We start from the raw sequence: 25,018 nt of genomic DNA, 5'->3' as shown, positions 1-25,018 counted from the left end.
GCTTGGGATAACAGTGACAGATTCGCCTGCCGCTGTCTGTGAACGAACTCGACAAGCATTACACAAAGTAACCCTGTCCGCCTACATCCCGATATGAACAGGGGCTCGAATCCGCGCCCGATTAGGCTTATCCTGAATACCGTGCGAACTCGGAGATTTTCGGTGGACGCTGTTGTCACTGCACTACCCTGGCGCCTGGAAGACATCGATTTCTCGCGCGTCGACGCCAGCCGGGTCAAAGACGACGAGCCGCTGTTCTTTCTGTTGTGCAGCGCCTCGTTCGTAGAAAGCGGTTCCGATCTCTACACCCGCAACCTGGTCGATTATTACCGCGACGACCAGGACGTAGCGGGTTGGCTGGGACTGCACTGGGAACCCGAAGAACTGCAGCACGGCCGGGCCTTGCGGGCCTATATCGAGCATGTGTGGCCGGACTTCGACTGGGAAAGCGCGTTCAACAGCTTTTTCGACGAGTACTCGCAGCGTTGCACGCTGGAGGAATTCGAGCCTACCCGGGCCCTCGAACTCGCGGCACGCTGCGTCGTCGAGATGGGTACCGCCACGCTCTATCGCAGCCTGGCGGAATACGCGCCGGACCCGGTGCTGCGGGAACTGACCACCCATATACGGACCGACGAAGTCCGCCACTACAAGTACTTCTATCTATATTTCAACCGCTACAACTCGCTGGAAGGCAACGGGCGGATGAAAGTGCTGGCGGCCCTGGTGCGCCGGCTGCTGGAGATCCGCAACGATGATGCCGTGTGCGCGATCCGCCACGTCGTCAATCACCGCTACCCCGAACGCGCCAACGACCAGGCCTATGCGGACCGCATCAATGCCGCCGCGAGGAAGCTCATTCAGCGCAATGTCAGCGCCGACATGAGCGTCAAGATGTTCCTCAAGCCGCTGAACCTGCCTGCGCGCATGCAGAGCGGGATAGAAGTCCCCTTGACCCGGATGCTGCACTTCGCGCTACGCTGAACGCCGGGGCGCCGACGCGCCCAGCGTTTCGGCATGCCGGCCGTGCAGATAGTTGAGAATCTCCGCTGCCCGCTCCGCAGGCCAATTCCAGATTTCCGTCCATGGCAGGTAGGACGCAATGGCAAAATCGCGCTTGAATCCCGCCACCACGGCGGCGTAAGCGGTATAGCCCAGGCACTGCTCGCGCGCCCGGCACAGTTTCTCCAGGGCCGATTCGATACGATGACGCAGGACGGGATCCGCGCCTATGGTGCCAGGCACATGGCAGGCGTCGAACAAGCGGCCTTCGCCGCCATCGGACACGGGGAATAGGGGCTCGTTCATGGCATCGCTCCTGCGCGGGACGAAATGACAAATGGGCGGCACGATAGTCATTTGCGGTCGCTGCTTGAGCGCCGATCGGCGGGCCTGACTACTTCGCCGGTGGAAGGATCGAGATTGAGCTTGATCCGGGCGCCGCGCTTGTCGAACCCTTCGACTTCCCAGCAGCCATCGTCGCGCTCCACTTCCCGCACCTGGTAGCCGAGTTCCTCGGCCTTGCGTATGACCTGTTCGATGGGAACCCAGCGATCTGGGGGAACATAGGCACACTTGTCGGCCGCCTGGGCGGCGGAAGAAGCGGCAGCGGCGGCAACGGCGATAATCATGGCGGGCAACAGGCGCATGGCGGTCCTCGTTAGCGGTGAGTTGTCGATGGCAGGCAGAATAGCGGCCCGCCGCCCCGCCTTCCTGACCGCCCATGTCAGCGTTTTATCAGCCTATGCCTGCTAGTGTGCTTTCCATGTCTGCGAGCTTTCTCCTTCTCCGCCCCTTCCTGCCGCGCCTGGCCGCGCCGGCGCTGGCCATGGCGCTTGCCGCCGCCGCGGCACCAGCCGCCGCGGGGGACGACGATTGCGATAATGACCAGGACTGCGCCCGCGCCGCGCTGATGCAGGGCGAGATCCGCCCCTTGCCGGAGGTGCTGCGGGTAGTCCGCGACAAGGTGCCAGGGGATATCATCGAGATCGAGCTGGATCGCGAAGACGGGATGTGGATCTACGAGGTCAAGGTCCTGCCTTCCAGCGGACGCCGCAAGAAGCTGGAAATCGACGCCCGCAATCTCCATATCCTGAAGATCAACTAGCCATGCGCATACTGGTAGTCGAAGACGAGCCCCGCATCGCAGCCGACATCCGCGCCGGCCTGACGCAGGCGCATTACGCGGTGGACGAGGCCGCCGACGGCGAAACCGCCTGGTTCCGTGCCGGCACGGAAGATTACGACGCCATCGTGCTGGATCTGGGGCTACCCAAGCTCGACGGCCTCACCGTGCTGAAACGGCTACGCGCCGCCGACATCTCCACGCCGGTATTGATCCTCACCGCACGCGACGGCTGGCGCGACAAGGTCGAAGGCATAGACGCCGGCGCCGACGATTACCTGGCCAAGCCGTTCCAGATGGAAGAACTGCTGGCGCGGCTACGCGCCATCACCCGCCGGGCGGCGGGCCGATCGTCGGCCATCCTGCGCGCCGGTCCGGTGGAAATCGATACCCGCACGCGGATGGTGACGGTGCATGGAACGGCCATGGCCCTGTCCTCGCTGGAGTACCGGTTGCTGTCATACTTTCTGCATCATCCCGGCCGCGTCCTGTCCCAAAGCGAACTCATCGAGCATATCTACGAGGCCGGCAGCGACCGCGATACCAACGCCATCGAAGCCCTGGTCGCGCGGCTGCGCCGAAAGCTCGGGGTGGACCTGATCGAGACCCGGCGCGGCCATGGCTACCTGATTCCCGACGGCGCCCAATGAGCCGGCGTTCGCTGCTGGTCCGGCTCGGCTGCGCCGCGGCTCTGATGATTGTGCTGGCGCTGGCCTTGGGCGGCGCGGGGCTGACCTTGATTTTCGACCGGCAGATGGAGCGCCGCGCGGCGGCCGAGCTCGACGTGCATGCCAAGATGCTGGCGGCGCAGATACGCGTCGAAGCAAGCGGCGCGGTCTTCGTCGACGCTCCGCTGGCCGACCCGCGTTTCGAACAGCCCTATAGCGGCCTCTATTGGCAAGTCGATGCCCCGGGGGGCCGGCAAGCGCGCTCCCGTTCGCTATGGGATGCGGTCCTGCCCGTGGCGCCCGGACCGGCGGGCTTGCCGGCACGGACGGGTTGGATCGGGGGGCCCGAACACAGCCGGCTGCTGGCAGTCCAACGGACTGTGCTGCTGGAGGACGTCGGCCCCGAAACGGCAGTGCACATCGCCGTGGCGATCGACAGCGCCGACCTGCAGGCCGAGCGCCTGTCGTTCCTGGGCCTGTTGGTGCCGTCGCTGCTGGCCCTGGGCGCCGTACTCATCGTTGCCATGGCCGGCTTCATCCAGCTCGCGCTGCGCCCGTTCCGCGCCCTGCGTGGCGAACTGGGGCAGATCCACGCCGGTCGGCGGCGCCAGCTGTCGCGCGACGTACCGGACGAAGTGCAGCCGGTCGTGGACGACCTGAACCGGCTTATTGCCTTCCAGGACGCCGCGGTGGAACGGGCGCGAACCCAGGCCGGCGATCTCGCGCACGGACTGAAGACCCCGCTGGCGGTGCTGGCTGCCATGGCCCGCGAGGCGCGCGGGCAGGGCCGCGACAAGCTGGCCGCCGACATCGAGGAACAGGTACGGACCATGGGCCGCCACGTCGACCGCGCGCTCGCCCGGGCACGCGCCGGCATGGCGGCCGCGCTCGGTACCCATGCGGCCGACGTGGCGCTCGTGGCCCGCAAGACCATACGGGCGCTGCGGACGCTGCCCGGCGCGGACAGCCTGCGATGGAAAGAAGACATACAAGAGGGGCTGCGGTTCGCCGGCGACGAGGGCGACCTGACCGAACTGCTCGGCAACCTGCTGGACAACGGCCGCAAATGGGCTGCTGCGGAGGTACGCCTGACTGTGCGCACGGCCACCCCGGGCATGCTCGAAATCGTGATCGAGGACGACGGCCCCGGCCTGCCGGAGGACGAAGCCGTACGGATAGAACGCGGCCGGCGCTGGGATGAAACCCGCCCCGGGACCGGTTTCGGCCTGGCGATCGCACGCGACCTGGCCGAAGCCTATCGCGGCGCAATCGCGTTCTCCCGCTCTCCGCACCTGGGCGGGCTTAAGGTGACGATGACGCTGCCGCGAGCCCGGTCGGGCGCGGCAGGCGCCGGCGCTACTTCAGCGGCTTGAAGCGCACCCGCTTGGGCTTGGCGCCCTCTTCGCCCAGGCGCCGCTTCTTGTCGGCCTCGTATTCCTGGTAATTGCCGTCGAAGAACACGACCTGCGAATCGCCCTCGAACGCCAGGATGTGCGTGGCGATGCGATCCAGGAACCAGCGGTCGTGGCTGATGACCATGACGCTGCCCGCGAACTCCAGCAAGGCGTCTTCCAGGGCCCGCAAGGTCTCCACGTCCAGGTCGTTGGACGGCTCGTCCAGCAGCAGCAGGTTGCCGCCGGCCAGCAAGGTTTTGGCCAGGTGCAGTCGCCCCCGTTCACCGCCCGACAGGTTGCCGACGATCTTGTTCTGGTCGGCGCCTTTGAAATTGAAGCGCCCCAGGTAGGCGCGCGAGGGCATCTCGAAGCGGCCCACCGTCAGGAGGTCCGCCCCGTCGGCCACGGCGTCGAACACGGTCTTGCTGTCCTCGAGCGCATCGCGCATTTGCTCCACATAGGCCAGCCGCACCGTGGACCCGCGCTCGATCTCGCCGCTGTCGGGCTGCTCCTTGCCCGCGATCATGCGGAACAACGTCGACTTGCCGGCGCCGTTCGGGCCGATGATGCCCACGATGGCGCCAGGCGGCACGCGGAAGCTGAGGTTGTCGATCAGCAGGCGGTCGCCATAGCCTTTGCTGACATTCTTGAACTCGATGACTTCGTTGCCCAGGCGCTCGGCCACCGGAATGAAGATCTCGGAGGTTTCGTTGCGCCGCTGGTATTCGTGGGAGCTGAGTTCCTCGAAACGCGCGATGCGCGCCTTGGACTTGGCCTGCCGCGCCTTGGGATTCTGGCGTACCCACTCGAGCTCTTTCTTGATGGTCTTCTGGCGGGCCGACTCATTGGCCTCTTCCTGCTTGAGGCGGGCTTCCTTCTGTTCCAGCCAGGAGCTGTAGTTGCCCTTCCACGGAATCCCGTGGCCGCGGTCCAGTTCCAGTATCCATTCCGCCGCATTATCGAGGAAGTAACGATCGTGGGTGACCGCCACCACCGTCCCGGGGAATTTCTGCAGGAAAAGCTCCAGCCATTGGACACTTTCGGCATCCAGGTGGTTGGTGGGTTCGTCCAGCAGCAGCATGTCGGGCTTGGACAGCAGCAGCCGGCACAGCGCTACCCGGCGCTTCTCGCCGCCCGACAGGTTGCCCACCACGGCGTCCCAGGGCGGCAGGCGCAGTGCGTCCGCCGCGATCTCGAGCTGGTGCTCGACGTCGTCGCTGCCGCTGCCGCTGCCCGCTGCAATGATGGCCTCCAGCTCGGCCTGCTCCGTGGCCAGCGCATCGAAGTCGGCATCCGGCTCGGCATAGGCGGCATAGACCTGCTCAAGCCGCTTCTTGGCGGCGAACACTTCGCCCAAGCCTTCCTCGACGGCTTCCCGCACCGTATGCGCGGGATCGAGCTGGGGTTCCTGCGGCAGGTAGCCGATGCGCAGGTTGGGCATGGGCTGGGCTTCGCCCTCGATGTCCTTGTCGATGCCGGCCATGATACGGAGCAACGTGGACTTGCCGGCGCCGTTCAAGCCCAGCACGCCGATCTTGGCGCCGGGGAAGAACGACAGGGAAATATCGCGCAGGATCTGCCGCTTGGGCGGCACGACCTTGCCGACGCGATTCATGGTGTAGACGTATTGGGCCATGGATGAACGGTACGTAAAAGAGTCAGTCCAGCTTGATGCCGGCCTGTTTGACGATGTCTCGGTTGTTGTCGTACTCGGCGCGGATGAAGCGGGCGAAATCGGCCGCGCTGCCGCCGGTGGGCACGTTGTCGCTGCCCACCAGCCGCGCACGCACATCGGGCTGCGCCAGGGCCCGGTTGATCTCGGCGTTCAGGCGATCCAGCACGGCTTCGGGCGTGCCTGCGGGGGCGAAGATGCCGAATACCGACATCATGTTGGCCTTGGGGAAGCCGGCCTCGGCGAAGGTCGGCACGTCGGGCAGGAAGTCGATCCGGGCGGGCGCGCCCACCGCCAGCGGGCGCAGCTTGCCGGCCTTGATGTGGCCATTGAGCACGGGGCCGAGATTGGTGGTCAAAAGTTCGAACTGTCCGCCCAGGGCGTCGTTCTGCTGCTGGCCGCCGCCCTTGTACGGGATATGCGTGATGTCCACGCCGGCCGCGCGCTTGAACTGCTCCAGGGTAATGTGGCCGACCGTGGCCAGGCCGGAGGTACCCCATCGCAGCGCGCCGGGCTCGCGGCGCGCCTGCTCGACCACGTCGGCCAGCGTCTTGCCGGCGAAGGCAGGCGTGCCAAGCAGGACCACGGGGGAATACATCACGCCGACGACAGGAACGATGTCCTTGAACGGATCGTAATTGACCTTGCCCAGCAATGGGTTGAGCGACAGCGGACTGATGGACGAAAAGCCGATGGTGTAGCCGTCTGGAGCGGCCTTGGCGACCGCGTCCATGCCCAGCGTGCCGCCTGCGCCAGCCTTGTTCTCGACAATGACGGACGTGCCGAGCTGGGCGCCCAGCTTGTCGGCCAGCGCCCGCGAGACGATGTCGCTGACGCCGCCGGGCGGGTAGGCGACGACGATGCGCACGGGCTTGGCGGGCCAGGACTGGGCGGCGGCGGAAGTGGCGGCGAGCGCCAGCATGCCGGCGCAGACGGAGAGCAGAGGTTTGATCATGGCAATGGCGAAGAAGCGCCGCCCCGGCGCGCGGTGGCACGCGGGCGCGGCCTTGCGGAGGCGCTATTGTAGTGGACGCGGCTGCCAGCCTGTTCTTGGTATGCTGTGGGCACGAACCACTCACTGCCCGCCGCCATGCTGCCCTTCGACTGGAAATTCCCGTACCCCTCGCAGAAAATGCCGCTGCTGGCGGCAAACGCAGTCAGCACCAGCCAGCCCCTGGCGGCGCAGGCCGGCCTGCGCATGCTCTACGACGGCGGCAATGCGGTCGACGCCGCCCTGGCCACCGCGATTGCGCTGACCGTGCTCGAGCCCGTCATGAACGGAATAGGCGGCGACCTCTTTGCCATCGTCTGGCACGAAGGCCGCCTGCACGGCATCAATTCGAGCGGGCGCTCGCCGGCGGCGTGGACGCTGGACCGCTTTCGCGGCAGGACCACGATGCCGGTCACCGGTTGGGACGCCGTGACGGTGCCGGGCCAGGTCGCCGGCTGGCGTGCCTTGTCCGAGCGCTTTGGCAAGCTGCCGTTCGAGCGGCTGTTCGAGCCTGCGCTCGGGTACGCCCGCCAGGGCTTCCAGGTCACGCCCCAAATAGCCCGCCTATGGGAGCAGCAGGCGCCCGCGCTGGCCGGCGAGCCGGGTTTCGCGCAAGCCTTCTTCCGCGACGGCACGACCCCCCGGGCAGGCGATCGCTGGCGCTTTCCCGAACAGGCCGACACCCTGGCCGACATTGCGCGGACCGGGGGCGAGAGCTTCTACCGCGGCGCGCTGGCCCAGAGAATCGTTGACTTCGCACAGCAGACCGGCGGCGCGCTGGCGCTGGCGGACCTGGCGGCCCACGAAGCCCAGTGGGTCGAACCGCTGAGCCAGGACTTCCGGGGCTATACGGTGCATGAAATCCCGCCCAGTGGCCAAGGCATCGCCGCACTCGCCGCACTCGGCATGCTGGACCGGCTCGACCTCGAAGGCATGGGCCTGGACAGCCCGGCGATGTATCACGCGATGATCGAGGCAATGAAGCTGGCCTTCTCGGATCTGCACGAACATATTGCCGACCCGGCGGCGATGCGCGTTGCGCCAGCCGACCTGCTGGCCCCCGACTACCTGGCGCGGCGAGCGGCGCTGATCGACCCCGCCCGTGCCGGCGCTCCGGCCGCAGGCACGCCCAAGCTGGGCGGCACGGTCTACCTGGCGGCAGCCGATGCCGACGGCACCATGGTTTCATTCATCCAGTCCAATTTCCAGGGGTTCGGATCGGGCGTGGTGGTGCCGGGAACCGGCATCTCGCTGCACAACCGCGGCATCGGTTTCAATCTGCGCCCGGGACACGTCAATTGCGTCGGCCCCTCCAAGAAGCCGCTGCACACCATCATCCCGGGCTTCGTCACGCGCGACGGCCAGCCGGTGATGGCCTTTGGCGTCATGGGCGGGACCATGCAGGCGCAGGGACACGTGCAAATGATGGTGCGGCTGGGCGCGTTCGGCCAGAACCCCCAGGCCATGAGCGACGCCCCGCGCTTCCGGGTGGACGACGGCATGGTCAGGCTGGAGGCGCACACGCCGGCGGCGGTCGTCGAGCAATTGCGCGGCCTGGGCCACACGGTCGAAGTGTCCGAGCCGCAGAGCCTGGACTTCGGGTCGGCTCAGTTGATCTATCGCAGCGACGACGGCTACATCGCCGCCTCCGACTCACGGCGCGACGGCCAGGCCGTCGGTTATTGAACCTTGCCCGTAAGCCGCCCGGCGGGCGGCTTCAAGAGCGCGTCGGCACTTCGGGCGCCGGCGAGGCCTCTGGCGCAGTGTCCTCGGCGCGCGCTTCTTCCTCGCGGCGTTCCTGCCGGAGCAAACGGTTCGCGGCCTTGCGCAGAGGCGCCAGCAAGCGCGCCATGAGCGTCAACTGCGTCAGGACCAGGCGGTGACCGTCATCGGCATCGTCGGGCAGTTGCTCGAGTGCCAGCGCAAGCGCCTGCTCCTCGACGCTACTGGCCGCCAGCGGCGTCCGGTGGGTCAGTCCATCGGCGATTTCGTCCAAGGCCTGGATCACCCCCATGGTCATGCGCGCGATGTCGGCATCGCTGGCATGGTCCGACAGGCTTTCGCGATGGGCCCCCAGCCCCGACAGATAATTCAGCAGCGTGTGCGACAAGGTCAGGAAGCGCAGGCCCGCGTCGGCATCCCGCCGAAAGTGCCCGGGTTCGGCCAGCATGTTGGACATCGCCATGGAAAGCGCGGCATCGGCGTTATGCGCGTTGCGGCGCGCGAGCCGGTACGCCAGGTCGTCGCGCTTGCCGGTTTCGTACTGGATCATGATCTCGCGCAAGTAGCGGCTGTTGGCCGCCAGCGCGTTGGCCGCGACCTGGTTCAGCCGCCGTCCCTGCCAGTCCGGCATGACGACCAGTACCGCAATGCCCGCTACCAGTGCGCCCAGCAAGGTATCGACCAGGCGCGGCACGAACAGGTCGTAGCCATTGCCGATCTGGTTGAAGCACAGCAGCACCAGCAGCGTGATGGCTGCCGTGCCTATCATGTAGCGCGTGGCCCGGGTGGCGAAGAACACCACGCCGGCCGCGACCGCGAACAAGGCCTGCACCAACAGGCTGGAAAACAACTTGAACACCACCCATCCCAACGCCAGGCCCAGCACCGTCCCCAGCACCCGCTGCACCAACCGCGTACGGGTGGCGCCATAGCTGGGCGCGCAGACGAACAGCGTAGTCAGCACGATCCAGTAGCCCTGCTCGGGGTGCACGAGGTGCAGCATGCCGTAGCCCGCCGCCATCGCCACGGTCAGCCGCACGGCATAGCGGAATACCGGCGCGCTGGGCGTCAGCTGCAAGCGTATGCGGTCGAAAGCCTCGCCGACCGACTGGGGAGAACGGTCGAACAGGCTGTTGTCCTGCTGCTGCTCGTCCAGCTTGTCGGGATTGCTGGCGCTGCCCAGGCGCCGGTCCAGTTCGGCCAGGTTGGCCGAAAGCGCGCCGACGGAACGCAGCAGCCGCGCCCATTCCGGCCGGTTCAGCCGCCGCAGGTAATCCAGCGACGCATCGAGGTCCGCCTTGGCTTGCCGGGCCTCGTCGCCCGCGTCGAACGGCTGGCGCATCCGTATCGCGCGTGCCAGCCGCCGGCAGGCCTGTCCCTGCAGGTTCAACAGCCGCTGGCACCGGAACATGATGTCGCTATGAAAGAACGCCTCGGCCAGATCGTTGTACGGATAGTGCGAGGAGCTGGCCCGCTCGTGCACGTCCTGCGCGATGAAATAGAGGCGCAGGTAGCGGGCGGTCTTGCGACCGGGGCGGCTTTGGCCGAGGCGGCTGAAGATGCTTTCCTTGGCCGCGTTGAGTGCCGTGACGACCTTGCCGTTGAGACGCGCGAGCTCCAGCCGGCGCGCTTCGAGATCGATCCCGCGGACCGGCTCGAACAGCGATGCCTTCAGGACCAGGTAGTCGCCCAGCACCGCGTACAGCGCGGCCAGCCGTTGCTGGACCGGCTGGTGCACGAACAATGCCGCCCACAGCACCGACAATGCGCCATACCAGGCGGCGCCGGCCATCAACAGCGCCGGCTCGCGCCAGAAACCGCCATCGCCCCGGTTTTGCTCCACGCCTATGGTGGTGTAGATGGCCAGGATCAGCGTCGCGTAGCCTATGGCCCGGTAGCGCTCGCCGATGGCGCCCAGCATGGTCAGGCAGAAGGTAGAGACCACCATGCCCGCCAGGAACAGCCACGGATACGGAAACAAGGCCTTGACCGCGATCGCCGCCACGGCGAAGCATGCGAGCGTGACGAGCTGCGCCAGCAGCCGGCCGCGCCAATTGTCGTCGGTCTCCGCCAGCGCGCAGGCGATCACACCCAGGAACGCGGGAATCACCAGATCCATGCGGTCCTGCTGCCAGCACAGCGCCATGACGCTGGCCAGGGCGATGAACACGCGCAAGCTGTAGACGAAAGTGTCGTGCGCCCACAGGCGGCGCAACGTGTTGAGCATGGAAGCGACAGGCATGGAAAACCGAAAGGAGCAGCCAACCGTAACTATCGCATGCAGGACTCATGCCAGCGTGCCGGGGGCACAACAAATGCCGGCCGGCTGGCCGCGCGCCGGCCCCGGCGGCGGCCGGACGCGCCGGGCCGGGCCGGCCCGCCCGCGCATGCGATAATCGGTCAGGCGCCCGCCTCGCCCGGCCGTGCCTCTCCTTCCCAGCCCAGGCCCATGAAACAATACCTCGACCTCGTCCAAGCCATCCTCGACACCGGTTCCTGGCAAGTCAACCGCACGGGCATCCGCACGCTCAGCATGCCCGGCGCCGCGTTGCGCTTCGACCTGCAGGAAGGGTTTCCGGCGGTCACGACCAAGAAACTGGCCTTCAAGTCCGCCATCGGCGAACTGGTGGGCTTCTTGCGCGCCGCGCGCAGCGCCGCGGACTTCCGCGCGCTGGGCTGCAAGGTATGGGACCAGAATGCGAACGAGAACGCCCAATGGCTGGCCAACCCCTACCGCCAAGGGGAGGACGACCTGGGACCCGTGTATGGCGTGCAGTGGCGCCAGTGGCCCGCCTACAAGCTGCTCGACGCGGCCCGTGGCGAACAGCTGCGCGACGCGCTGGACCGGGGCTATGCCCGCGTCGCCGAATTCGACGAAGACGGCGTGCGCAAGGTCCTGCTCTACAAGGCCGTCGACCAATTGCGGCAATGCCTGGACACCATCCAGAACAATCCGGGCGACCGCCGCATCCTCTTCCACGGGTGGAACTGGGCGCAGATCGAAGAAATGGCGCTGCCGCCCTGCCACCTGCTCTACCAGTTCCTGCCCAACGCGTCGACCCGCGAAATCTCGCTATGCCTGTACATCCGGTCGAACGACGTCGGACTGGGCACGCCGTTCAACCTGACGGAAGGCGCAGCGCTGCTGCACCTGGTGGGTCGGCTGACGGGCTACAAGCCGCGCTGGTTCAGCTATTTCATCGGCGATGCGCACATCTACGAAAACCACCTCCCTATGCTGCGCGAACAGCTCACGCGCAAGCCCTTCCCGGCACCGCGCCTGGTGCTGTCCGACCGGATCCCCGACTACGCCGTCACCGGCCGGTACGAGCCCGAATGGCTGGAAAAGGTCGAGCCGGCAGATTTCTCGCTGGTCGATTACCAGCACCATGCGCCGCTGACGGCGCCGATGGCGGTGTAGGGGCTGCATATGGCGCGCCGGTGCCGCGCGCCATTCCCTCGCTCATTCCGGCGTCAGGCCGGCCGCCTTGACTCCCTCGCGCCAACGCGCAAGATCGGCCTTGATCTGCTCGGCATAGCGCTGCGGCGTCGTCCCTTCCGGCGCCAGTCCCAGTCCTTCCAGCTGGCGAGCGACGTCGGGCAGTTTGACGATGGCCGCGATTTCGCGCTGCAGCCGGTCGATGATGGCAGGCGGCGTCCCGGCTGGCGCCATCACACCGTACCAGGAGTTGATCTCGAAATCCGCGAAGCGGTCCGCGATGGGCGGCAAGTCCGGCTGCAGCGCCGCCCGCCCCCGCGTACTGACGGCGATGCCTCGCAACTGGCCGCTCTTGAGGTAGGCCACCACGCCTGAAATGTTCAGGAAAGCCATGTCGATCTGGCCGCCGAGCAGATCCGTGACGACCGGTGCGGCCCCCTTGTAGGGCACGTGCAGCAGTTCGACCCCGGCCTGCTTGCCCAGTATGGCGCCCGCCAGGTGCGTGGTGCTGCCCGGCCCGACCGAGCCATACGACAGCTTGCCGGGATGCGCCTTGGCGTAGTTGATCAGTTCGCCAAGATCGTGGATGGGCAGCTGCGGCCGCACGACGAGTACCAGAGGCGCCGAGACGACCTGGGTGACCGGCGCCAGGTCCTTCACGGAGTCATAGGGCATGTCGCGCTGCAGAGCAGGACTGATGGTGATGGGACCCACGTGCGAAAACAGCAAGGTGTAGCCGTCGGGCTTGGCGCGAGCCACCATGGCCGAGCCGATTACCCCATTGGCGCCGGCACGGTTCTCGACCACGAAAGTCTGCTTCATCCGCTCGGACAGTTTCTGCAGGATGGGCCGCGCCACAGCATCCGCCGGTCCGCCCGGCGTCCACGGATTGATGACCGTGACCGGCCGGTCCGGGTAGGACTGGGCGGCGGCCGGGCTCGCGGCCAGCAGGCCGGCTGCGACGGCAGCCCATGCCCGGCGCCACGGGCCGCATCCGGCCCCGCCTGCATGATGGATCGACATGATGGGTCTCCTCGTCTTGTTTTTTTCTGTGTCGGACGCTCAGCACGCGGGAATGCGCGCGCCGAGCTCCGATACGCCGTAGAACTGCAGGACCTGCTCGAACCGGCGCGGATCGGGCGACTGGTGGAAATAACCGTGATTGCTCGAACGCATGCCGCTCAAGCGGCGCAGGTCCACCAGCATCTCGGCCATCTTGAAAGATGTCGCCAGGCCATCGACCACGGTGGCGCCGCCGATCTGGTGAACGCCCGCCTTGGTGAGCAACAGGTTCATCGGCAGTTCCCCCGGCACGATGACGTCTGCTCCGGTTTCGCGCACCAGCTTCTCGCCCTGCTCGACAATGCGGGCCACGACGGCGTCGCGCCGGGAAGGATCCATGTGTCCGGCCAGCACGTCCTGGAACGACACGCCGGCATGCTCTATCCCGGCAAAGCGATTCTCCAGGCCCCAGTGCCGCATCTGCTCGGGCCAGAAATCCAAGCGCTCCTTGATGAAGAACAACATCCCGGCGCGGCGGCCGTACAGGCCTGCCAGGTTGAACGCGGCCTCCCCGTAGCCGACCACCGGGATATCGACGATGGTCCGGATCTCGCGCGCCATGGGGCCCGCGATGCTGGCCAACACCATGGCGTCGAAGCCCTGCCGCTGCGCCTCCCGTGCCGCGGCCAGCCATTGCAGGCCGTGCATCCAGTACAGCACGCCATACGCCAGGTCGGAGCCGGGATAGTCGCTCGTATAGGTGCCGGGGATCTGCCCATGCAAGACGACTTCCGTGTCGGGACGAACGATTTCTCCAATACGCTGATTGAGCGCCTCGGCGTAGGCGGGAAGGTCCTGCAACACGGTAAAGCTTTGATGCCAGATACGCATGATGGTGGCTCCAGGAATCAAGAGGTGGGGGCTTCGCGCTGTCGCGCCCAATCCCGCAGGACGTGGCGCTGCAGCTTGGAGCCATTGGCGGCGGTGTGGTAGGGAAGCGCGTCGACGAAATAGACGGCCCGCGGCGCCTTGAAATTGGCGATGCGCTCGCGGCTCCAGGCGATCAACTCGTCGGCGCTCAATGGCATGCCGGGACGCAGCTTGACGAACGCCACCGGCACCTCGCCCAGGCGCGGATCGCTGGCGGGGGCCACCGCCACGTCCTCTATCGCCTCGTGGGTGCGCAGCAATCCTTCGACCTCTTGCGGCGCGACATTGAAACCGCCGACTTTCAGCATGTCCTTGAGCCGGCCGACATAGAACAGGAATCCGCCGGCCGTCCGCACACCCAGGTCGCCCGTATGGAACCAGCCATCGCGGAATGCCGCGGCGGTGGCCCCGGGATCGTTGTAGTAACCGTGCATGACCGTCGACCCGCGCACCACGATCTCGCCCTCTTCCCCGGCCGGCCTGTCGCGGCCCGATTCCGGCTCGACGATACGGACTTCGACGCCCTCGGCCACTCTCCCGCCCGCCCTGACGCTCACGGCGAAGTCGTCGTCCAGCCGGTTGTACAGAATCATGGGATTGGTCTCGGTCATCCCGTAGGCATGGATGAAGCGGTAGATGCCCAGCCCGGGTCCCATGGCGCGCGCAAGCGCCTCGTCCAGCCCGGCCGTGAAGGCGATGGTGGCGCGGCGCGGCGGTTCGGGTTCCGCGCCAACCTGGCGGTTCTTGCCCTGGGCCGCCATCAACTCCCGGATCTGCACGTCTACGCCATGAATGACCGCGCAGGCCTGCGAGCGCAGCAGCTCGGCGGCCTCTTCGGGCCGGTAGCTGTCCTGGAACACCAGGCATGCGCCCGCCCCCAGCGTGGACAGGACCTTGTTGGCCCCGCCCGAAATCCCGAAGAACGGATACAGCGTCAGCACCCTTTCGCCCGGCGACAGTTCCAGCCAGCGGCCGGATCGTACCGAGTGCGGAAGCAGATGGGCGTGGGTCAATGGCACGCCCTTGGGGAACGAGGTCGTACCCGAGGTATAGAACAGGACCGCCAGAGCGGCGGCATCATCGCAGCGAGGCAGCGCCTTGCGTCCGGAAAGCTGCCGCCGGCCTTCGTCAAGCAAGGCAGCGGTGTCGAGCGCGGCGGGCGAAGGCGCCGTGTGCACGCCTATCACGATATCCAGCGCGGGCAGCTGGTCGTAGCCGCCGCCTGTGCTGGGGCGGCCACAGGCCTCGGCGATCTGGCCGGCGTAGTCGTGCCCGAGGTAACTGCCCATGGCGACCAGTGCGCGCGCGCCGGAGTGAGCCAGCACATGGCGCAGCTCGCGGCTGCGGAACCGCGGATTGATGGGGACGAACACCGCGCCCAGCCGCGTGATCGCGAACAGGTACAGCACCCACTCCGGGAAACTCGAGAGCATGACGCCGACCCGGTCGCCCGGCTGGATGCCATGCCGTTGCAGCGCCCACTGCAGCGCCCGCGCATCGCGCGCCAGCTCCGCATAGGTCCACCGGCGCAGGTTCGCGCCGTGCTGCCGATCGCTCGCGACCATGGCCTCGCGCTCGCCGAACCGCTCGCCGATCTCGTCGACGAAACGCCCGAATGTCCAGCCATCTACATCGACAAGCGGCATGCCGCGAGGGCCGGCGCTCATGCGAACATCTCCCGGCCCAGGCAAGCCCGCGCGATCTGGTTCTTCTGTATTTCGCTGGTGCCCTCGCCGATGCGGAAGGCCCGGGCGTCGCGGTAGATCATTTCGATCGGCGACTCCGCCATGTAGCCGGCACCGCCCAGTAACTGCAATGCACGGTCGGCGACCCGGCCCGCCATCTCCGTTGCGGAGAGCTTGGCCATCGACACCGCTGCCCGCGCATCGCCGCCCCGGTCCATCTCGCGGGCTGCGGCGTAGAGCAAGGCACGAGACTGCTCGATTTCCACCGCCATGTCGGCGACCATCCACTGCAGGCCCTGGAAGCTGCCCAGCTGTCGGCCGAACTGCCTGCGCACGCGAAGGTGTTCAACAGCGTAATCGTAGGCGCGCTGCGCCATGCCGACGCAATGCGCGGCCACCCCGATGCGGGACTCCAGGATGTTGGCCAATCCCAGCCGCAGCCCATCGCCGATGGCACCCAGCACGTTGTCATCGCCCACGAATACGCCATCGAAGACCAGTTCGCAGATCGGATATCCGCGCCAGCCCATCTTGCGGTGGATGCGCCCCACCGAAAACCCCGCGGCGCCGCGTTCGACGACGAAGGCGGCCGGTACGTCGCCGTCCGCCTGGGATGCCTTGGCGATCACGATGACGTAATCGGCATGATTCCCGTGCGAAATGAAATGCTTGGTCCCATTCAGCCGCCAGCCCCCTTGCTCGCGCGTAGCCCGGGTACGGATGGCGGCCGCATCGGAGCCCGCGCCGGGCTCGGTCAGGGCGAATGCCCAGATTTTCTCGCCCCGCACGGCGGGCTGGAGCAGCCGTTGGCGCTGTTCGCCCTGGCAAACCAGGAGCGCCTTGGGCGGGCGGCCCACCATGTCCGCCAGGGCCACACTCGCCTGCCCCAACTGTTCGCGTATAAGCACTTGCGCCAGATAAGGCAGGCCCGGCCCGCCGGCCTCTTCAGGCATGTTGAAGCCGAACAGGCCGAGCTCGACCGCCTTGGCGCGCAGCCGGGCCGCCAGGGACGGCGCCACGCAATCGGCCCGTTCCACTTCCTCTTCATGCGGCCACAGTTCCTGGCGCACGAACTGGCGGGTCAACTCGGCGAACTGGCTGAACTCCTCGGGAATCAGGTAATCCATATCAACCTTCTGCAATGACGAATACGGGAAGCGGCACGGCGGGATCCGACCATGCCTCGAAAACGCAGCGCACCCGCGCCCCCGCCCGCACCTCGCTCCGGTCCGTCGCGGTGATACGGGAAAACATGCGCACGCCCTCGTCCAGGTCGATAAAGGCCACGATGTAGGGTGCATCGCGCTGCAGCTCGGCGCGCGGGGCACGCGCCACCACGCTCCAGGTGGCGATGCGTCCGTTGCCGCTGGCCAGTCGCCATCCAGGCGGCTCCGGGCAGCGGCTGCATACGGCGCGCGGCGGCCACTGCCAGGCCGCGCAGCGCTCGCAGTAGGGCAGGGCCAGCACACCTCGTGCGGCCGCCTGCCGGTACGGCTCCAGCGGCGCGGAAGCAAGACCTAGACGTTTCATTGCGGCGCTCCGAGCAACAACGCGCCATGGGTCGCGAACACGCCGCCCATGCCGTGGGCCATCGCCAGCATCGGCTGCCCGGACTGGCGCGGCCCGGCTTCGCCACGCAGCTGCGCGACCGCCTCGATGACGTTGCCCATGCCGCCGGCACGGGCCGGATGACCATGCGACAACAGCCCGCCATGGGTATTGACCGGCAGGTCTCCCCCGCGGCCGAAACGGCCTTGCAGAAAATCCCTGCCCGCCTGCCCTCGGGCGGCCAGCCCCAGGTCTTCCAGATTGACCAGCATGGCGATGGTGAAGCAGTCGTAGACCAGCGCCACATCGATGTCGCTGCGCGCAGCGCCGGCCTGGCGCAAGGCCGCGTCGAGCGCGCGGCCGGCCGGGAATTCCGTCAGCGAGGCCGCCGCCGACAAATGCATGTGGCCGGTGGCGAAACCTGCTCCGCGCACCGGCACGCGGCGCGTGCCCGGCGTCCCGGTCAGCACCAGCGCGCCGCCGCCATCGGATACTGGGGCACAGTCCAGCAGGCGCAGCGGATCGGCGATCATGCGGCTGGCACGGTAGGCCGCTGCATCGAAAGGCTCGCGATGATGCGCGTTGGGATGGTCCGCTGCAGCCGACCTGTCGTGCATGGCCACGGCAGCCAGTTGCTCCTCGATGTCGCCCCAGCGTTGCGCGTAGGCCCGGGCAACCAGGGCGAACATGGCCGGCACCGTGGGACCGTAGGGCACCTCCAGCTCGGGATGGACCGGGCCGGCCTCCGCCAGGGCCGTGACGTAGGCCGCCCGCGACGCCGCCCCCAGCGGCATGTCGGCCGCCACGATGAGCACGGTGGAGGCGCTACCGCCTCGAATCAGGCCGCGTGCCGTCTCGACCATCGAGGCAGGCGCCGCTCCGCCGGCTTCCAAGGTCCATGCCACCGCCGGCTGTATGCCCAGGTATTCGGCCAGCGCCGCCGCATGGATCAGGTACGGATCGGAACGCGGCGATACGGTCAGCACGGCATCCACCTGGTCCAGCTCCAGCCCGGCATCCTCCAACGCGCGGCGCGCGAGTTCCGCATGCAGCGTCATGGTATGGGGCAGCGCCGAGCGGCCCTGGGGGAGCTCCCCCACCCCGGCGATGAAAACGTCGTCCATGCTCAACCCGCCCCGGTCTGCCGGCTGGACGCGGTGCACACCACCACCTGCCCGTTCGCGCTGCCGAGTTCCACGCCCAGGCCGTGCAGTTCCGTGTGTTGCTCGAATACCCGGACCGCCGTCGACAGCGCGTCCTCGATATCGACCGGCTCGGCCGGCCATTCCTGCAGCTGCTGTCCCAGATCGTCGACGAGGGCCAGCAAGTCCGCATGGCTGGCCGGCAGCGCCCGCACGACGCGATGCGCACCCACTCGATACGCGGGCAGCCAATTGGCCATGACTACCGGGCCGAAGTCCCTATCCTGTCCGATCTCCACGCGCAGCCAGGGAACGGCTGCGGAAGAGGCGGACAATCCGTGGCGGGCCAGCAGCTCGCCAGCCTGACCGCCGCGAACTATGCTCCCCGCACCGGCGCGGCCCGCCAGCGGCGGCGGAGGCACCGGGTCGAGTTCCTCGGGCGGCCGGCATGCGATGCGGGCCAGCGCCCGCATGCAAAGCTCGGGGTCGAGCAGCACGGCGATGCCGTGGCCGGCCAGCGCCGCATGGACGTCCGGCGCCAAAGGAACCCCGCAGCACACCACGACCGCCTTGCCGGTGGCATTGACGAACTCGGTCAGCATGGCGTGGTAGCGATCGATGATGGGACGTCCGAACACCATCCAGACATTGATGCTGTCGTCCTCGCGCAGCGCTGCCAGCGTGTGCGCCAGGATTTCCCCACGCGCCACGACGTCGGCCGACAGGTCGACCGGATTGCTGGAGGATCCATAGAGCGGGATGCCCCGGTCCAGGGTCTGTTGGAGCGAAGGCGGCAGTTCGGGCAGCTGCAGGCCGGCCTGGATGACGTGGTCCGCAATGACCGAACACGCGCCGCCCGAGGCGGAAATGATGCCCACCCTGGGCCCCAGCCGGTCGCCCACGCTGGTAAGCAGTGTCATGACATAGCTCAGCTCCGCCAGGGATGCCACCTGGATGACGCCGAGCTGGCGGAAGATGCCGGCGTAGACGTCACGGTCGGTCGGGTGCTTGGCAGTATGGGCGATCGTAGAGCGCAACGAATCCGGATATTCCCCCGCCTTGAGCACGACGATACGCTTGCCGGCTCGCCGGGCCGCCTCGGCGGCTGCAATGAATTTCCGGCCATTGCGCACGCCCTCCATGTAGCAGATGATGGTGTGGACCTCGGGGTCGGCGCTGAAGTGATCGATGAAATCGGCCGTCTCCAGTGTCGCCTCGTTGCCCAGGCCGATCCAATAATCGACGCCGATCCGATTGAGCTGCAACGAGGAAAAGATCAGCCCGCCCACGCTTCCGCTGTGGGTCACGATGGCGACGCCGCCCCGCAGGCCGGTATCCCGCCCGTACCAGTCGGCAAATGTCAGGGGCAAGTGCCTGCGGAAATTGACCATGCCCACCGTATTGGGCCCGACCACGTGCATGCCGGTCTCGGTGCACAGCCGCTGCAGCCGGTCCAGGCGGGCACGCCCCTCCTCGCCGCTGCGGCCTTCGCCGAAGCCTCCCGTCATCAACAGGCAGAAGCGGACGCCTCGGCGTGCTGCCGCCTCGATGGACGCGAACGCCGCAGCCACGGGAACGACGCACACCAGCAGATCCACAGACTCGGGCAGTGCCTCGACCGACGGGTAACACGGCATGCCGCCTATGTTGTCGTAGCGCGGATTGATCGGGAAGACCCGCCCGTCGAAACCACTCTTGGCCAGGAAGTCCAGGATCATCCCCGACAGCTTCCCGGGATCGCCCGAAGCGCCCGCAATAGCGATGGAACGAGGCTCCAGCAAGCCTTGCAGATTCATGACTGTGTTCTCCGTCCTGCCGCGGCGAACCGGCGGCCAGCCGCATCGATGCCGCGCATGGTCCTACTTGCCGGCAAAGCGCGGCGGCCGTTTCTCGAGCCAGGCCTCCACGCCCTCCGTCTTGTCCGCCGTTCCGCAGACGATGCCGAACAGGCGCCGCTCGTAGTCCAGGCCGTCGGCACGCCCCAGGTCGCCGGCACGGCGCACGCATTCCATGATGGCCCGCATCGCCACCGGCGGCCCGGCCGCAAGTTCCTGCGCGATCGCCATACCCTGCTCTCGCAGCTTGTCCGTGGCGACGACTTCCGTCACCAGGCCAATGCGCAGCGCTTCCTGTGCGTCGACGATGCGGCCCCTCAGCGTCAATTCCAGCGCCCGGCCTTCGCCGACCAGGCGAGGCAGGCGCTGGGTACCTCCCAACGCAGGAAAAATGCCTAGCTTCACTTCCGGAAAACCGCCACGGAAATCCTCGGAAGCCAGGCGGATGGTGAACGCAAGCGCCAGCTCCAGTCCGCCGCCCAGCACATAGCCATGCAATGCGCCCACCACGGGTTTGGACAGCGACTCCACCACCGTGTCGAGCCGTGCCGGCGCCCACCCGGCTTCCAGCATGGTCCGGGTCCGCAGCTCGCGGATATCGGCCCCGGCGCAAAAATGGCGCCCTTCTCCGGTCACCAGCACGGCCCTCACCTGCGGATCGACCTCGGCCTGGTGGAGGGCTGCCGCCAGCGCGCGCCTCATCGGCGTATTGAGCGCGTTACGGGCGTCGGGCCGGTTCAACGACAAATGCATGACCGCACCATCGCGGCGGACCAGGACGAGGTCCGACGCCGAATCGGGAATGGGATGATTCATGGGATGCCTGTGCTATCAGTTGTCCAGCTTGATGTTGAGCCGGCGCATCAGCTCCGAGAACTTGCGAATCTCGGCCTTGACAAAGGCGCCTGCTTCTTCCGGGGACGTTCCGCGCGCTTCGCCGCCTATGGACTTGAAGCGTTCGGACAGTTCGGGCGACTTGAGCGCCGCGAGCGTGGCGGCGTTGAGCCGCGAGATGACCGCGGGCGGCGTCGCCGCGGGCACGAACAGTCCATACCAGCCCATGGTTTCGACGTCGACGCCTTGCTCCTTGGCGGTCGGGATATCGGGCAGGATTTCCGAGCGCTTGGCGGTGGTGATCGCCAGCGCACGCAGCTGGCCGCTCTGGATGGCCTGAGTCGCCAGCGAGGAACCGGCTATCACGTAGTCCACCTGCCCGCCCACGAGGTCGGTAATCGCCGGGGCCACGCCGCGGTACGGCACGTGCAACGCCTCGATCTGGGCTGCGGCGTTGAAAGAGGCCTCGGCCAAATGGATGGACGTACCGATGCCCGAGCTGCCATATCGGAGCTTGCCGGGATGGGCGCGTGCGTACGCCACCATGTCCTGCAGCGTCTTGAACGGGCTGTCCTTGCTCACCAGAAGAATCTGGGCGCCGGAAAACAGGATCGAAACCGGCGTCAGCTCGCGCAGGAAATCGTAGGGCAGCGTGCGCCCGCTGGCGGTGTTGATCGTGGCGGCATCGCCGCTGAGCAGCAGCGTGTAGCCATCAGCGGGAGACTTTGCCACATAGTTCACGCCGACGATGGTCCCCGCGCCGTCGCGATTGACGACGACCACTGCCTGCCCAAGCTCGCGCTGCAATTGGTCGGCGACCGCGCGGCCGATCACATCAGCCGCGCCGCCCGGGGCGAAGGGTACGACCAGCCGCAGGGGCTTGGACGGAAAAGACTCGTTGCCTTGCGCCAGGCAGGAAGTCACCGGCAGCGCCTGCAACAGGAAGGCTGAAGCGATGCCCACTACGGCACGCGCCGAAGGCGAACGGGAGTAGCCCATGGTTGTCTCCTCGTGCGGCGATGGGCCGCGGGGAAAGTTCCGGCTCCGTACGTCGCGTATGCCGGACGTTTATCGGCCGCCATTGTGGAATCGGCCCGGCGGGGCGTCTAATGAAGAATGCGGCTCCACTCATTACCGGCGAGTAATGTTGCGCCGCAAAGCGGCCACCCTGCGCGGCGAGCCGGTGCTAAGATCGCCCGCACCTCGTGCGACGGAAACGGGCATGACGCAACTCGACTGGTACATAAGAAATGAATTGCGGCCGCGGCATCTCAGGTTGCTCGTGGCGCTCGACGATTTGCGGCACATCGGCAAGGTCGCCGCGCACATCAACGTGACCCAGCCCGCGGTATCCAAGATGCTGGGCGAGATGGAAAAGGGGCTGGACCTGAAGCTGTTCGAGCGCACACCCAAGGGGGTCTCGCCAACGCTCTATGGCGAATGCCTGATACGGCACGCGCGCCGCCTGCTCAGCGACTTCGGCCAGGCGAGGGATGAACTCAGGGGACTGCTGGATGGGGATACCGGACGCATCCGCGTAGGGGTGTTGTCGAACGTGGTACCCGCGCTATTGCCGCGCAGTGTCGCCATGCTCAAACAGCGCTCGCCCAGGACTAACGTCCTGCTGCGGGAAGGCACCATGGAGCGCCTGCTGCCGCTGTTGCTGCAAGGCGAACTCGATCTTATCGTGGGGCGCCTGGCGGAAAAGCACTCGCTGCCGGAGCTGGGCGGAAAGGTACTGTCTCAGGAGCCCGTGGTCCTGATCGCGCGGCTGGGCCATCCGCTGGCCCAGCGCAAACGGCTGGAATGGGCCGACATCATGCATTGCCCATGGGTCCTGCCATCGTCGGAAGGTCTGCTGCACGAGCCGCTGGAACGGACCTTCGAGCAGCATGGCGTTCCCATGCCCGCCGACTTCGTCGAGGCGCTCTCGGTGCAGTTCGTACTGGCGTACTTGCAGCAAACCGATGCGATCGCCACCATGACGCGCGACATCGCGCACCACTACCGGCGGCAGGGACTGGTATCGGTCCTGCCGTTCAACTTCCCGAAATTGATGCGGCCGTTGGGCATCACATGGAACCGCAACCGCACCATGTCGCCCGGCACGGCGCTGCTGATCGACTGCCTGGAGGAAGCCGCCGCGTCGGGGGCGCCCGCCTAGGCGCGGCGGCCCGGCAGCGCCGAGCGGGTGGCAGCATGCCGCCCGCCTGTGACGCGGCGCGATACCATCAACCTACGTGCTTGCGCAGGAACTCCAGCGTGCGCGAGAGCGCGAGGTCGGCGCTGGCCTTGTCGTAGGAACCGCGCATGTCGCAGTTGAACCCGTGGCCGGCCGGATAGGTGTGGACGATGACGTCCGGCTGGGCGGCGCGGATCTTTTCCACGTCCGACATCGGGATGGAGTGATCGGTTTCGCCGAAATGGGCCATGGTCGGAATGCGGGGCTTCTTGTCCGCGATGGCGGCGATGCCGCCGCCATAGTAGGGGATGGATGCGGACAGGCCGTCCAGCTGCGAGGCAGCGGCCCACGCGATGGTCCCGCCCCAGCAGTATCCGACGATGGCCACGCGGCCTGCTTCGCTGGCGACGGCCGCGGCGGCAGCCACGTCCTTGAGTGCCGCGTCCACCGGCACCTTCTGCATGAATTCCTTGCCCTTGGCGATGTCGTCCGGCGTATAACCCAGCTCCACGCCCGCCTGGACGCGGTCGAAGAATGCCGGCGCGATCGCCAGATAGCCTTCCTGGGCGTAGCGGTCGCACACGCTGCGGATGTGCACGTTCACCCCGAAGATTTCCTGGCACACGATGATGCCGCCGCGCGGCTTGCCGGCCGGATCGGCGCGATAGGCGGAAATGGTGACGCCGTCAGAAGCGGTCAATTCGATCTTCGTTCCCATGATTCCCTTGTCTGTGAATGAGCTGTCTCGTCATGCGGCTCCGCCGTCCATGCGGCCGGAGTCCAGTCCCTCGTTGTATCAGAAATTGCCGCGGGTGACAGCCTCCGTCTCGTGAATAGAGACTTTCGATGCCGGCCACCGTCCCGGCCATAACGCGCCGCCGGCCCGCGAATCGCCGCGATCGTGCTAGATTCGGGCCCTGACCGATCGATTCTCGCGCCATGCCCGTCCCGCTCATCCTTATCGTCGCCTACGCCCGCAACCGCGTGATCGGACGCGACAACGCACTGCCCTGGCGCCTTCGCGGCGACCTCGCGCACTTCAAGCGAACCACGCTCGGCCATCCCATCATCATGGGCCGCAAGACCTGGGAATCCCTGGGCCGGCCGCTGCCGGGCAGGCAGAATATCGTCATTACGCGCGACCCGGCCTACGCCGCCCACGGCGCGACCATCGTCCATACGCTGGATGAAGCCCTGTCCGCCGCCGGCGCGGCGGAACAGGTCTTCGTAATAGGCGGTGCCCAGATCTACGCCGCCGCGCTGGCGCGCGCCGACCGCATCATAGCCACGGAGGTTCACGCCGACGTCGATGGGGATGCCTGGTTTCCGCCGCTTCCTGCCGACCAATGGCGCGAGACGACGCGCCAGCCCCAGCCGCCCGAAGACGGCCTGGCCTACGACTTCGTCACCTATGAGCGCGCCCTCCCTTAGGGAGGATGTCGCGCAGCGACAGAGGACTCACCGCTAAGCAGGTGCGCGGCGGACTTGGCCGCCGCGCATCCTCCTCAGCTCGCCAGCCTATGCAGCCAGGGCATGTAGGGCAGGCTCAGCAGCACGCGCTCGCCCTGCACCTCCCGGCTGGCAGCCAGGGCCAGCGGGCAGAAGGCCGGTGGCAGCATCACCGAATGCAACGGCGAGCCCGGTCCCTGGCGGCGGCACAACGAGGTCTCCGATTCGAGCAAGCTCATATCGAGCGCCTCGCTGCGCTTGACCAGCAACGTTGCCTGCCGGTCCGGCACGTTGATCACCAGCAACGTCAGCTGGCGGCTCGCGGCCACACCGGCCGTCAGCAGCACCGCCAGCGCGGCTGCCGCTGACGAAACCACGATTGCCTTGCGCATGGCCCCTC

24 protein-coding genes are annotated in these 25,018 nt (G+C 67.1%); 8 read left to right on the top strand and 16 right to left on the bottom strand.

Features of this window, described 5'->3' with window-relative positions:
• The first annotated feature begins 162 nt into the window (after positions 1–162).
• A complete protein-coding gene (locus QHC78_RS13090; RefSeq protein WP_319745188.1) occupies positions 163–984 on the top strand; it encodes a ferritin-like domain-containing protein in 822 nt (273 codons plus the stop codon).
• Here QHC78_RS13090 and QHC78_RS13085 read toward each other — a convergent pair.
• On the bottom strand, positions 976–1,308 hold the full coding sequence (locus tag QHC78_RS13085) for a hypothetical protein (protein WP_319745186.1): 333 nt from the start codon (positions 1,306–1,308) through the stop codon (positions 976–978). The genes QHC78_RS13090 and QHC78_RS13085 overlap by 9 nt on opposite strands.
• Before the next feature lie 47 nt (positions 1,309–1,355).
• Positions 1,356–1,649, bottom strand: a complete 294-nt coding sequence (locus QHC78_RS13080) for a PepSY domain-containing protein (protein ID WP_319745184.1) — start codon at positions 1,647–1,649, stop codon at positions 1,356–1,358.
• A 116-nt stretch (positions 1,650–1,765) separates the two neighbouring features.
• Here QHC78_RS13080 and QHC78_RS13075 point away from each other — a divergent pair, with 116 nt between their 5' ends.
• From QHC78_RS13075 to QHC78_RS13065, 3 genes are read left to right on the top strand one after another with little or no spacing between them, the layout of a single operon-like run.
• Positions 1,766–2,107 carry a PepSY domain-containing protein gene (locus QHC78_RS13075; protein ID WP_319745182.1) on the top strand — a complete coding sequence of 114 codons (342 nt, stop codon included), beginning with the start codon at positions 1,766–1,768 and terminating at the stop codon, positions 2,105–2,107.
• Positions 2,108–2,109: 2 nt separating this feature from the next.
• Positions 2,110–2,775, top strand: coding sequence for a response regulator transcription factor (locus QHC78_RS13070; protein WP_319745179.1), 666 nt, complete (start codon positions 2,110–2,112; stop codon positions 2,773–2,775).
• On the top strand, positions 2,772–4,166 hold the full coding sequence (locus QHC78_RS13065) for a sensor histidine kinase (protein ID WP_319745177.1): 1,395 nt from the start codon (positions 2,772–2,774) through the stop codon (positions 4,164–4,166). Before QHC78_RS13070 ends, QHC78_RS13065 begins: the two co-directional genes overlap by 4 nt.
• On the opposite strand, the gene ettA is transcribed toward QHC78_RS13065, so the two are convergent.
• The gene (ettA, locus tag QHC78_RS13060; RefSeq protein ID WP_319745175.1) at positions 4,150–5,823 is read right to left on the bottom strand and encodes an energy-dependent translational throttle protein EttA; all 1,674 of its coding nucleotides are present in this window, start codon (positions 5,821–5,823) and stop codon (positions 4,150–4,152) included. The two genes, QHC78_RS13065 and ettA, sit on opposite strands and share 17 nt — an antisense overlap.
• A gap of 22 nt (positions 5,824–5,845) precedes the next feature.
• Complete coding sequence (locus QHC78_RS13055) at positions 5,846–6,814, bottom strand: Bug family tripartite tricarboxylate transporter substrate binding protein (RefSeq protein ID WP_413816462.1); 969 nt, start codon at positions 6,812–6,814, stop codon at positions 5,846–5,848.
• Positions 6,815–6,949: 135 nt separating this feature from the next.
• Between QHC78_RS13055 and QHC78_RS13050 the strand changes: the two genes are divergently transcribed.
• Complete coding sequence (locus QHC78_RS13050; RefSeq protein ID WP_319745627.1) at positions 6,950–8,536, top strand: gamma-glutamyltransferase family protein; 1,587 nt, start codon at positions 6,950–6,952, stop codon at positions 8,534–8,536.
• A gap of 31 nt (positions 8,537–8,567) precedes the next feature.
• On the opposite strand, the gene yccS is transcribed toward QHC78_RS13050, so the two are convergent.
• Positions 8,568–10,814 carry a YccS family putative transporter gene (gene yccS, locus QHC78_RS13045; RefSeq protein WP_319745173.1) on the bottom strand — a complete coding sequence of 749 codons (2,247 nt, stop codon included), beginning with the start codon at positions 10,812–10,814 and terminating at the stop codon, positions 8,568–8,570.
• Positions 10,815–11,021: 207 nt separating this feature from the next.
• Here yccS and QHC78_RS13040 point away from each other — a divergent pair, with 207 nt between their 5' ends.
• Positions 11,022–11,993 carry a thymidylate synthase gene (locus QHC78_RS13040; RefSeq protein WP_319745171.1) on the top strand — a complete coding sequence of 324 codons (972 nt, stop codon included), beginning with the start codon at positions 11,022–11,024 and terminating at the stop codon, positions 11,991–11,993.
• 42 nt (positions 11,994–12,035) lie between these two features.
• On the opposite strand, the gene QHC78_RS13035 is transcribed toward QHC78_RS13040, so the two are convergent.
• From QHC78_RS13035 to QHC78_RS12995, 9 genes are all read right to left on the bottom strand, one after another.
• Positions 12,036–13,034, bottom strand: a complete 999-nt coding sequence (locus tag QHC78_RS13035) for a Bug family tripartite tricarboxylate transporter substrate binding protein (protein ID WP_319745169.1) — start codon at positions 13,032–13,034, stop codon at positions 12,036–12,038.
• Positions 13,035–13,073: 39 nt separating this feature from the next.
• A complete protein-coding gene (locus QHC78_RS13030) occupies positions 13,074–13,904 on the bottom strand; it encodes an aspartate/glutamate racemase family protein (RefSeq protein ID WP_319745167.1) in 831 nt (276 codons plus the stop codon).
• Positions 13,905–13,921: 17 nt separating this feature from the next.
• The gene (locus QHC78_RS13025; RefSeq protein ID WP_319745165.1) at positions 13,922–15,610 is read right to left on the bottom strand and encodes a class I adenylate-forming enzyme family protein; all 1,689 of its coding nucleotides are present in this window, start codon (positions 15,608–15,610) and stop codon (positions 13,922–13,924) included.
• Positions 15,607–16,755, bottom strand: coding sequence for an acyl-CoA dehydrogenase family protein (locus QHC78_RS13020; protein WP_319745164.1), 1,149 nt, complete (start codon positions 16,753–16,755; stop codon positions 15,607–15,609). Before QHC78_RS13020 ends, QHC78_RS13025 begins: the two co-directional genes overlap by 4 nt.
• 1 nt (position 16,756) lies before the next feature.
• On the bottom strand, positions 16,757–17,158 hold the full coding sequence (locus tag QHC78_RS13015) for a Zn-ribbon domain-containing OB-fold protein (protein ID WP_319745162.1): 402 nt from the start codon (positions 17,156–17,158) through the stop codon (positions 16,757–16,759).
• Positions 17,155–18,300, bottom strand: a complete 1,146-nt coding sequence (locus tag QHC78_RS13010) for a thiolase family protein (RefSeq protein ID WP_319745160.1) — start codon at positions 18,298–18,300, stop codon at positions 17,155–17,157. The genes QHC78_RS13015 and QHC78_RS13010 overlap by 4 nt, the downstream gene beginning before the upstream one ends.
• 2 nt (positions 18,301–18,302) lie before the next feature.
• Positions 18,303–20,114, bottom strand: coding sequence for a CoA-binding protein (locus QHC78_RS13005; RefSeq protein WP_319745158.1), 1,812 nt, complete (start codon positions 20,112–20,114; stop codon positions 18,303–18,305).
• A 63-nt stretch (positions 20,115–20,177) separates the two neighbouring features.
• Positions 20,178–20,969, bottom strand: coding sequence for an enoyl-CoA hydratase/isomerase family protein (locus tag QHC78_RS13000; RefSeq protein WP_319745156.1), 792 nt, complete (start codon positions 20,967–20,969; stop codon positions 20,178–20,180).
• Between the two features lie 15 nt (positions 20,970–20,984).
• Positions 20,985–21,986: a Bug family tripartite tricarboxylate transporter substrate binding protein gene (locus tag QHC78_RS12995; RefSeq protein WP_319745154.1), complete on the bottom strand. Its 1,002-nt coding sequence runs from the start codon at positions 21,984–21,986 to the stop codon at positions 20,985–20,987.
• Positions 21,987–22,209: 223 nt separating this feature from the next.
• Here QHC78_RS12995 and QHC78_RS12990 point away from each other — a divergent pair, with 223 nt between their 5' ends.
• The gene (locus tag QHC78_RS12990) at positions 22,210–23,151 is read left to right on the top strand and encodes a LysR family transcriptional regulator (protein WP_319745153.1); all 942 of its coding nucleotides are present in this window, start codon (positions 22,210–22,212) and stop codon (positions 23,149–23,151) included.
• 67 nt (positions 23,152–23,218) lie between these two features.
• Here QHC78_RS12990 and QHC78_RS12985 read toward each other — a convergent pair whose 3' ends face one another.
• The gene (locus QHC78_RS12985) at positions 23,219–23,887 is read right to left on the bottom strand and encodes a dienelactone hydrolase family protein (protein ID WP_319745152.1); all 669 of its coding nucleotides are present in this window, start codon (positions 23,885–23,887) and stop codon (positions 23,219–23,221) included.
• A 221-nt stretch (positions 23,888–24,108) separates the two neighbouring features.
• Between QHC78_RS12985 and QHC78_RS12980 the strand changes: the two genes are divergently transcribed.
• Entirely contained in the window at positions 24,109–24,600 is a 492-nt protein-coding gene (locus tag QHC78_RS12980) for a dihydrofolate reductase (protein WP_319745150.1), read from the top strand.
• 74 nt (positions 24,601–24,674) lie between these two features.
• Here the strand turns inward: QHC78_RS12980 and QHC78_RS12975 are convergent, their stop codons facing one another.
• The gene (locus QHC78_RS12975; RefSeq protein WP_319745149.1) at positions 24,675–25,010 is read right to left on the bottom strand and encodes a hypothetical protein; all 336 of its coding nucleotides are present in this window, start codon (positions 25,008–25,010) and stop codon (positions 24,675–24,677) included.
• Positions 25,011–25,018 lie beyond the last annotated feature (8 nt).

The organism is Pigmentiphaga sp., from assembly GCF_033795525.1.
Lineage (GTDB): Bacteria > Pseudomonadota > Gammaproteobacteria > Burkholderiales > Burkholderiaceae_B > Pigmentiphaga.
The sequence above is the reverse complement of the archived record's forward strand: the minus strand, read 5'-3'. Positions and strand labels throughout refer to the sequence as shown.

What these genes read in the sequence shown, in the direction of transcription:
- QHC78_RS13005 (WP_319745158.1), bottom strand. Translation starts at nt 20,114, where the DNA reads ATGAATCTGCAAGGCTTGCTGGAGCCTCGTTCCATCGCTATTGCGGGC.
- QHC78_RS13055 (WP_413816462.1), bottom strand. Translation starts at nt 6,814, where the DNA reads ATGATCAAACCTCTGCTCTCCGTCTGCGCCGGCATGCTGGCGCTCGCC.
- QHC78_RS13070 (WP_319745179.1), top strand. Translation starts at nt 2,110, where the DNA reads ATGCGCATACTGGTAGTCGAAGACGAGCCCCGCATCGCAGCCGACATC.
- QHC78_RS13035 (WP_319745169.1), bottom strand. Translation starts at nt 13,034, where the DNA reads ATGTCGATCCATCATGCAGGCGGGGCCGGATGCGGCCCGTGGCGCCGG.
- QHC78_RS13050 (WP_319745627.1), top strand. Translation starts at nt 6,950, where the DNA reads ATGCTGCCCTTCGACTGGAAATTCCCGTACCCCTCGCAGAAAATGCCG.
- QHC78_RS13010 (WP_319745160.1), bottom strand. Translation starts at nt 18,300, where the DNA reads ATGGACGACGTTTTCATCGCCGGGGTGGGGGAGCTCCCCCAGGGCCGC.
- QHC78_RS13065 (WP_319745177.1), top strand. Translation starts at nt 2,772, where the DNA reads ATGAGCCGGCGTTCGCTGCTGGTCCGGCTCGGCTGCGCCGCGGCTCTG.
- QHC78_RS12980 (WP_319745150.1), top strand. Translation starts at nt 24,109, where the DNA reads ATGCCCGTCCCGCTCATCCTTATCGTCGCCTACGCCCGCAACCGCGTG.
- QHC78_RS12985 (WP_319745152.1), bottom strand. Translation starts at nt 23,887, where the DNA reads ATGGGAACGAAGATCGAATTGACCGCTTCTGACGGCGTCACCATTTCC.
- QHC78_RS13025 (WP_319745165.1), bottom strand. Translation starts at nt 15,610, where the DNA reads ATGAGCGCCGGCCCTCGCGGCATGCCGCTTGTCGATGTAGATGGCTGG.
- QHC78_RS13000 (WP_319745156.1), bottom strand. Translation starts at nt 20,969, where the DNA reads ATGAATCATCCCATTCCCGATTCGGCGTCGGACCTCGTCCTGGTCCGC.
- QHC78_RS13040 (WP_319745171.1), top strand. Translation starts at nt 11,022, where the DNA reads ATGAAACAATACCTCGACCTCGTCCAAGCCATCCTCGACACCGGTTCC.
- QHC78_RS13030 (WP_319745167.1), bottom strand. Translation starts at nt 13,904, where the DNA reads ATGCGTATCTGGCATCAAAGCTTTACCGTGTTGCAGGACCTTCCCGCC.
- yccS (WP_319745173.1), bottom strand. Translation starts at nt 10,814, where the DNA reads ATGCCTGTCGCTTCCATGCTCAACACGTTGCGCCGCCTGTGGGCGCAC.
- QHC78_RS12990 (WP_319745153.1), top strand. Translation starts at nt 22,210, where the DNA reads ATGACGCAACTCGACTGGTACATAAGAAATGAATTGCGGCCGCGGCAT.
- QHC78_RS12995 (WP_319745154.1), bottom strand. Translation starts at nt 21,986, where the DNA reads ATGGGCTACTCCCGTTCGCCTTCGGCGCGTGCCGTAGTGGGCATCGCT.
- QHC78_RS13085 (WP_319745186.1), bottom strand. Translation starts at nt 1,308, where the DNA reads ATGAACGAGCCCCTATTCCCCGTGTCCGATGGCGGCGAAGGCCGCTTG.
- QHC78_RS12975 (WP_319745149.1), bottom strand. Translation starts at nt 25,010, where the DNA reads ATGCGCAAGGCAATCGTGGTTTCGTCAGCGGCAGCCGCGCTGGCGGTG.
- QHC78_RS13015 (WP_319745162.1), bottom strand. Translation starts at nt 17,158, where the DNA reads ATGAAACGTCTAGGTCTTGCTTCCGCGCCGCTGGAGCCGTACCGGCAG.
- QHC78_RS13075 (WP_319745182.1), top strand. Translation starts at nt 1,766, where the DNA reads ATGTCTGCGAGCTTTCTCCTTCTCCGCCCCTTCCTGCCGCGCCTGGCC.
- QHC78_RS13020 (WP_319745164.1), bottom strand. Translation starts at nt 16,755, where the DNA reads ATGGATTACCTGATTCCCGAGGAGTTCAGCCAGTTCGCCGAGTTGACC.
- ettA (WP_319745175.1), bottom strand. Translation starts at nt 5,823, where the DNA reads ATGGCCCAATACGTCTACACCATGAATCGCGTCGGCAAGGTCGTGCCG.
- QHC78_RS13080 (WP_319745184.1), bottom strand. Translation starts at nt 1,649, where the DNA reads ATGCGCCTGTTGCCCGCCATGATTATCGCCGTTGCCGCCGCTGCCGCT.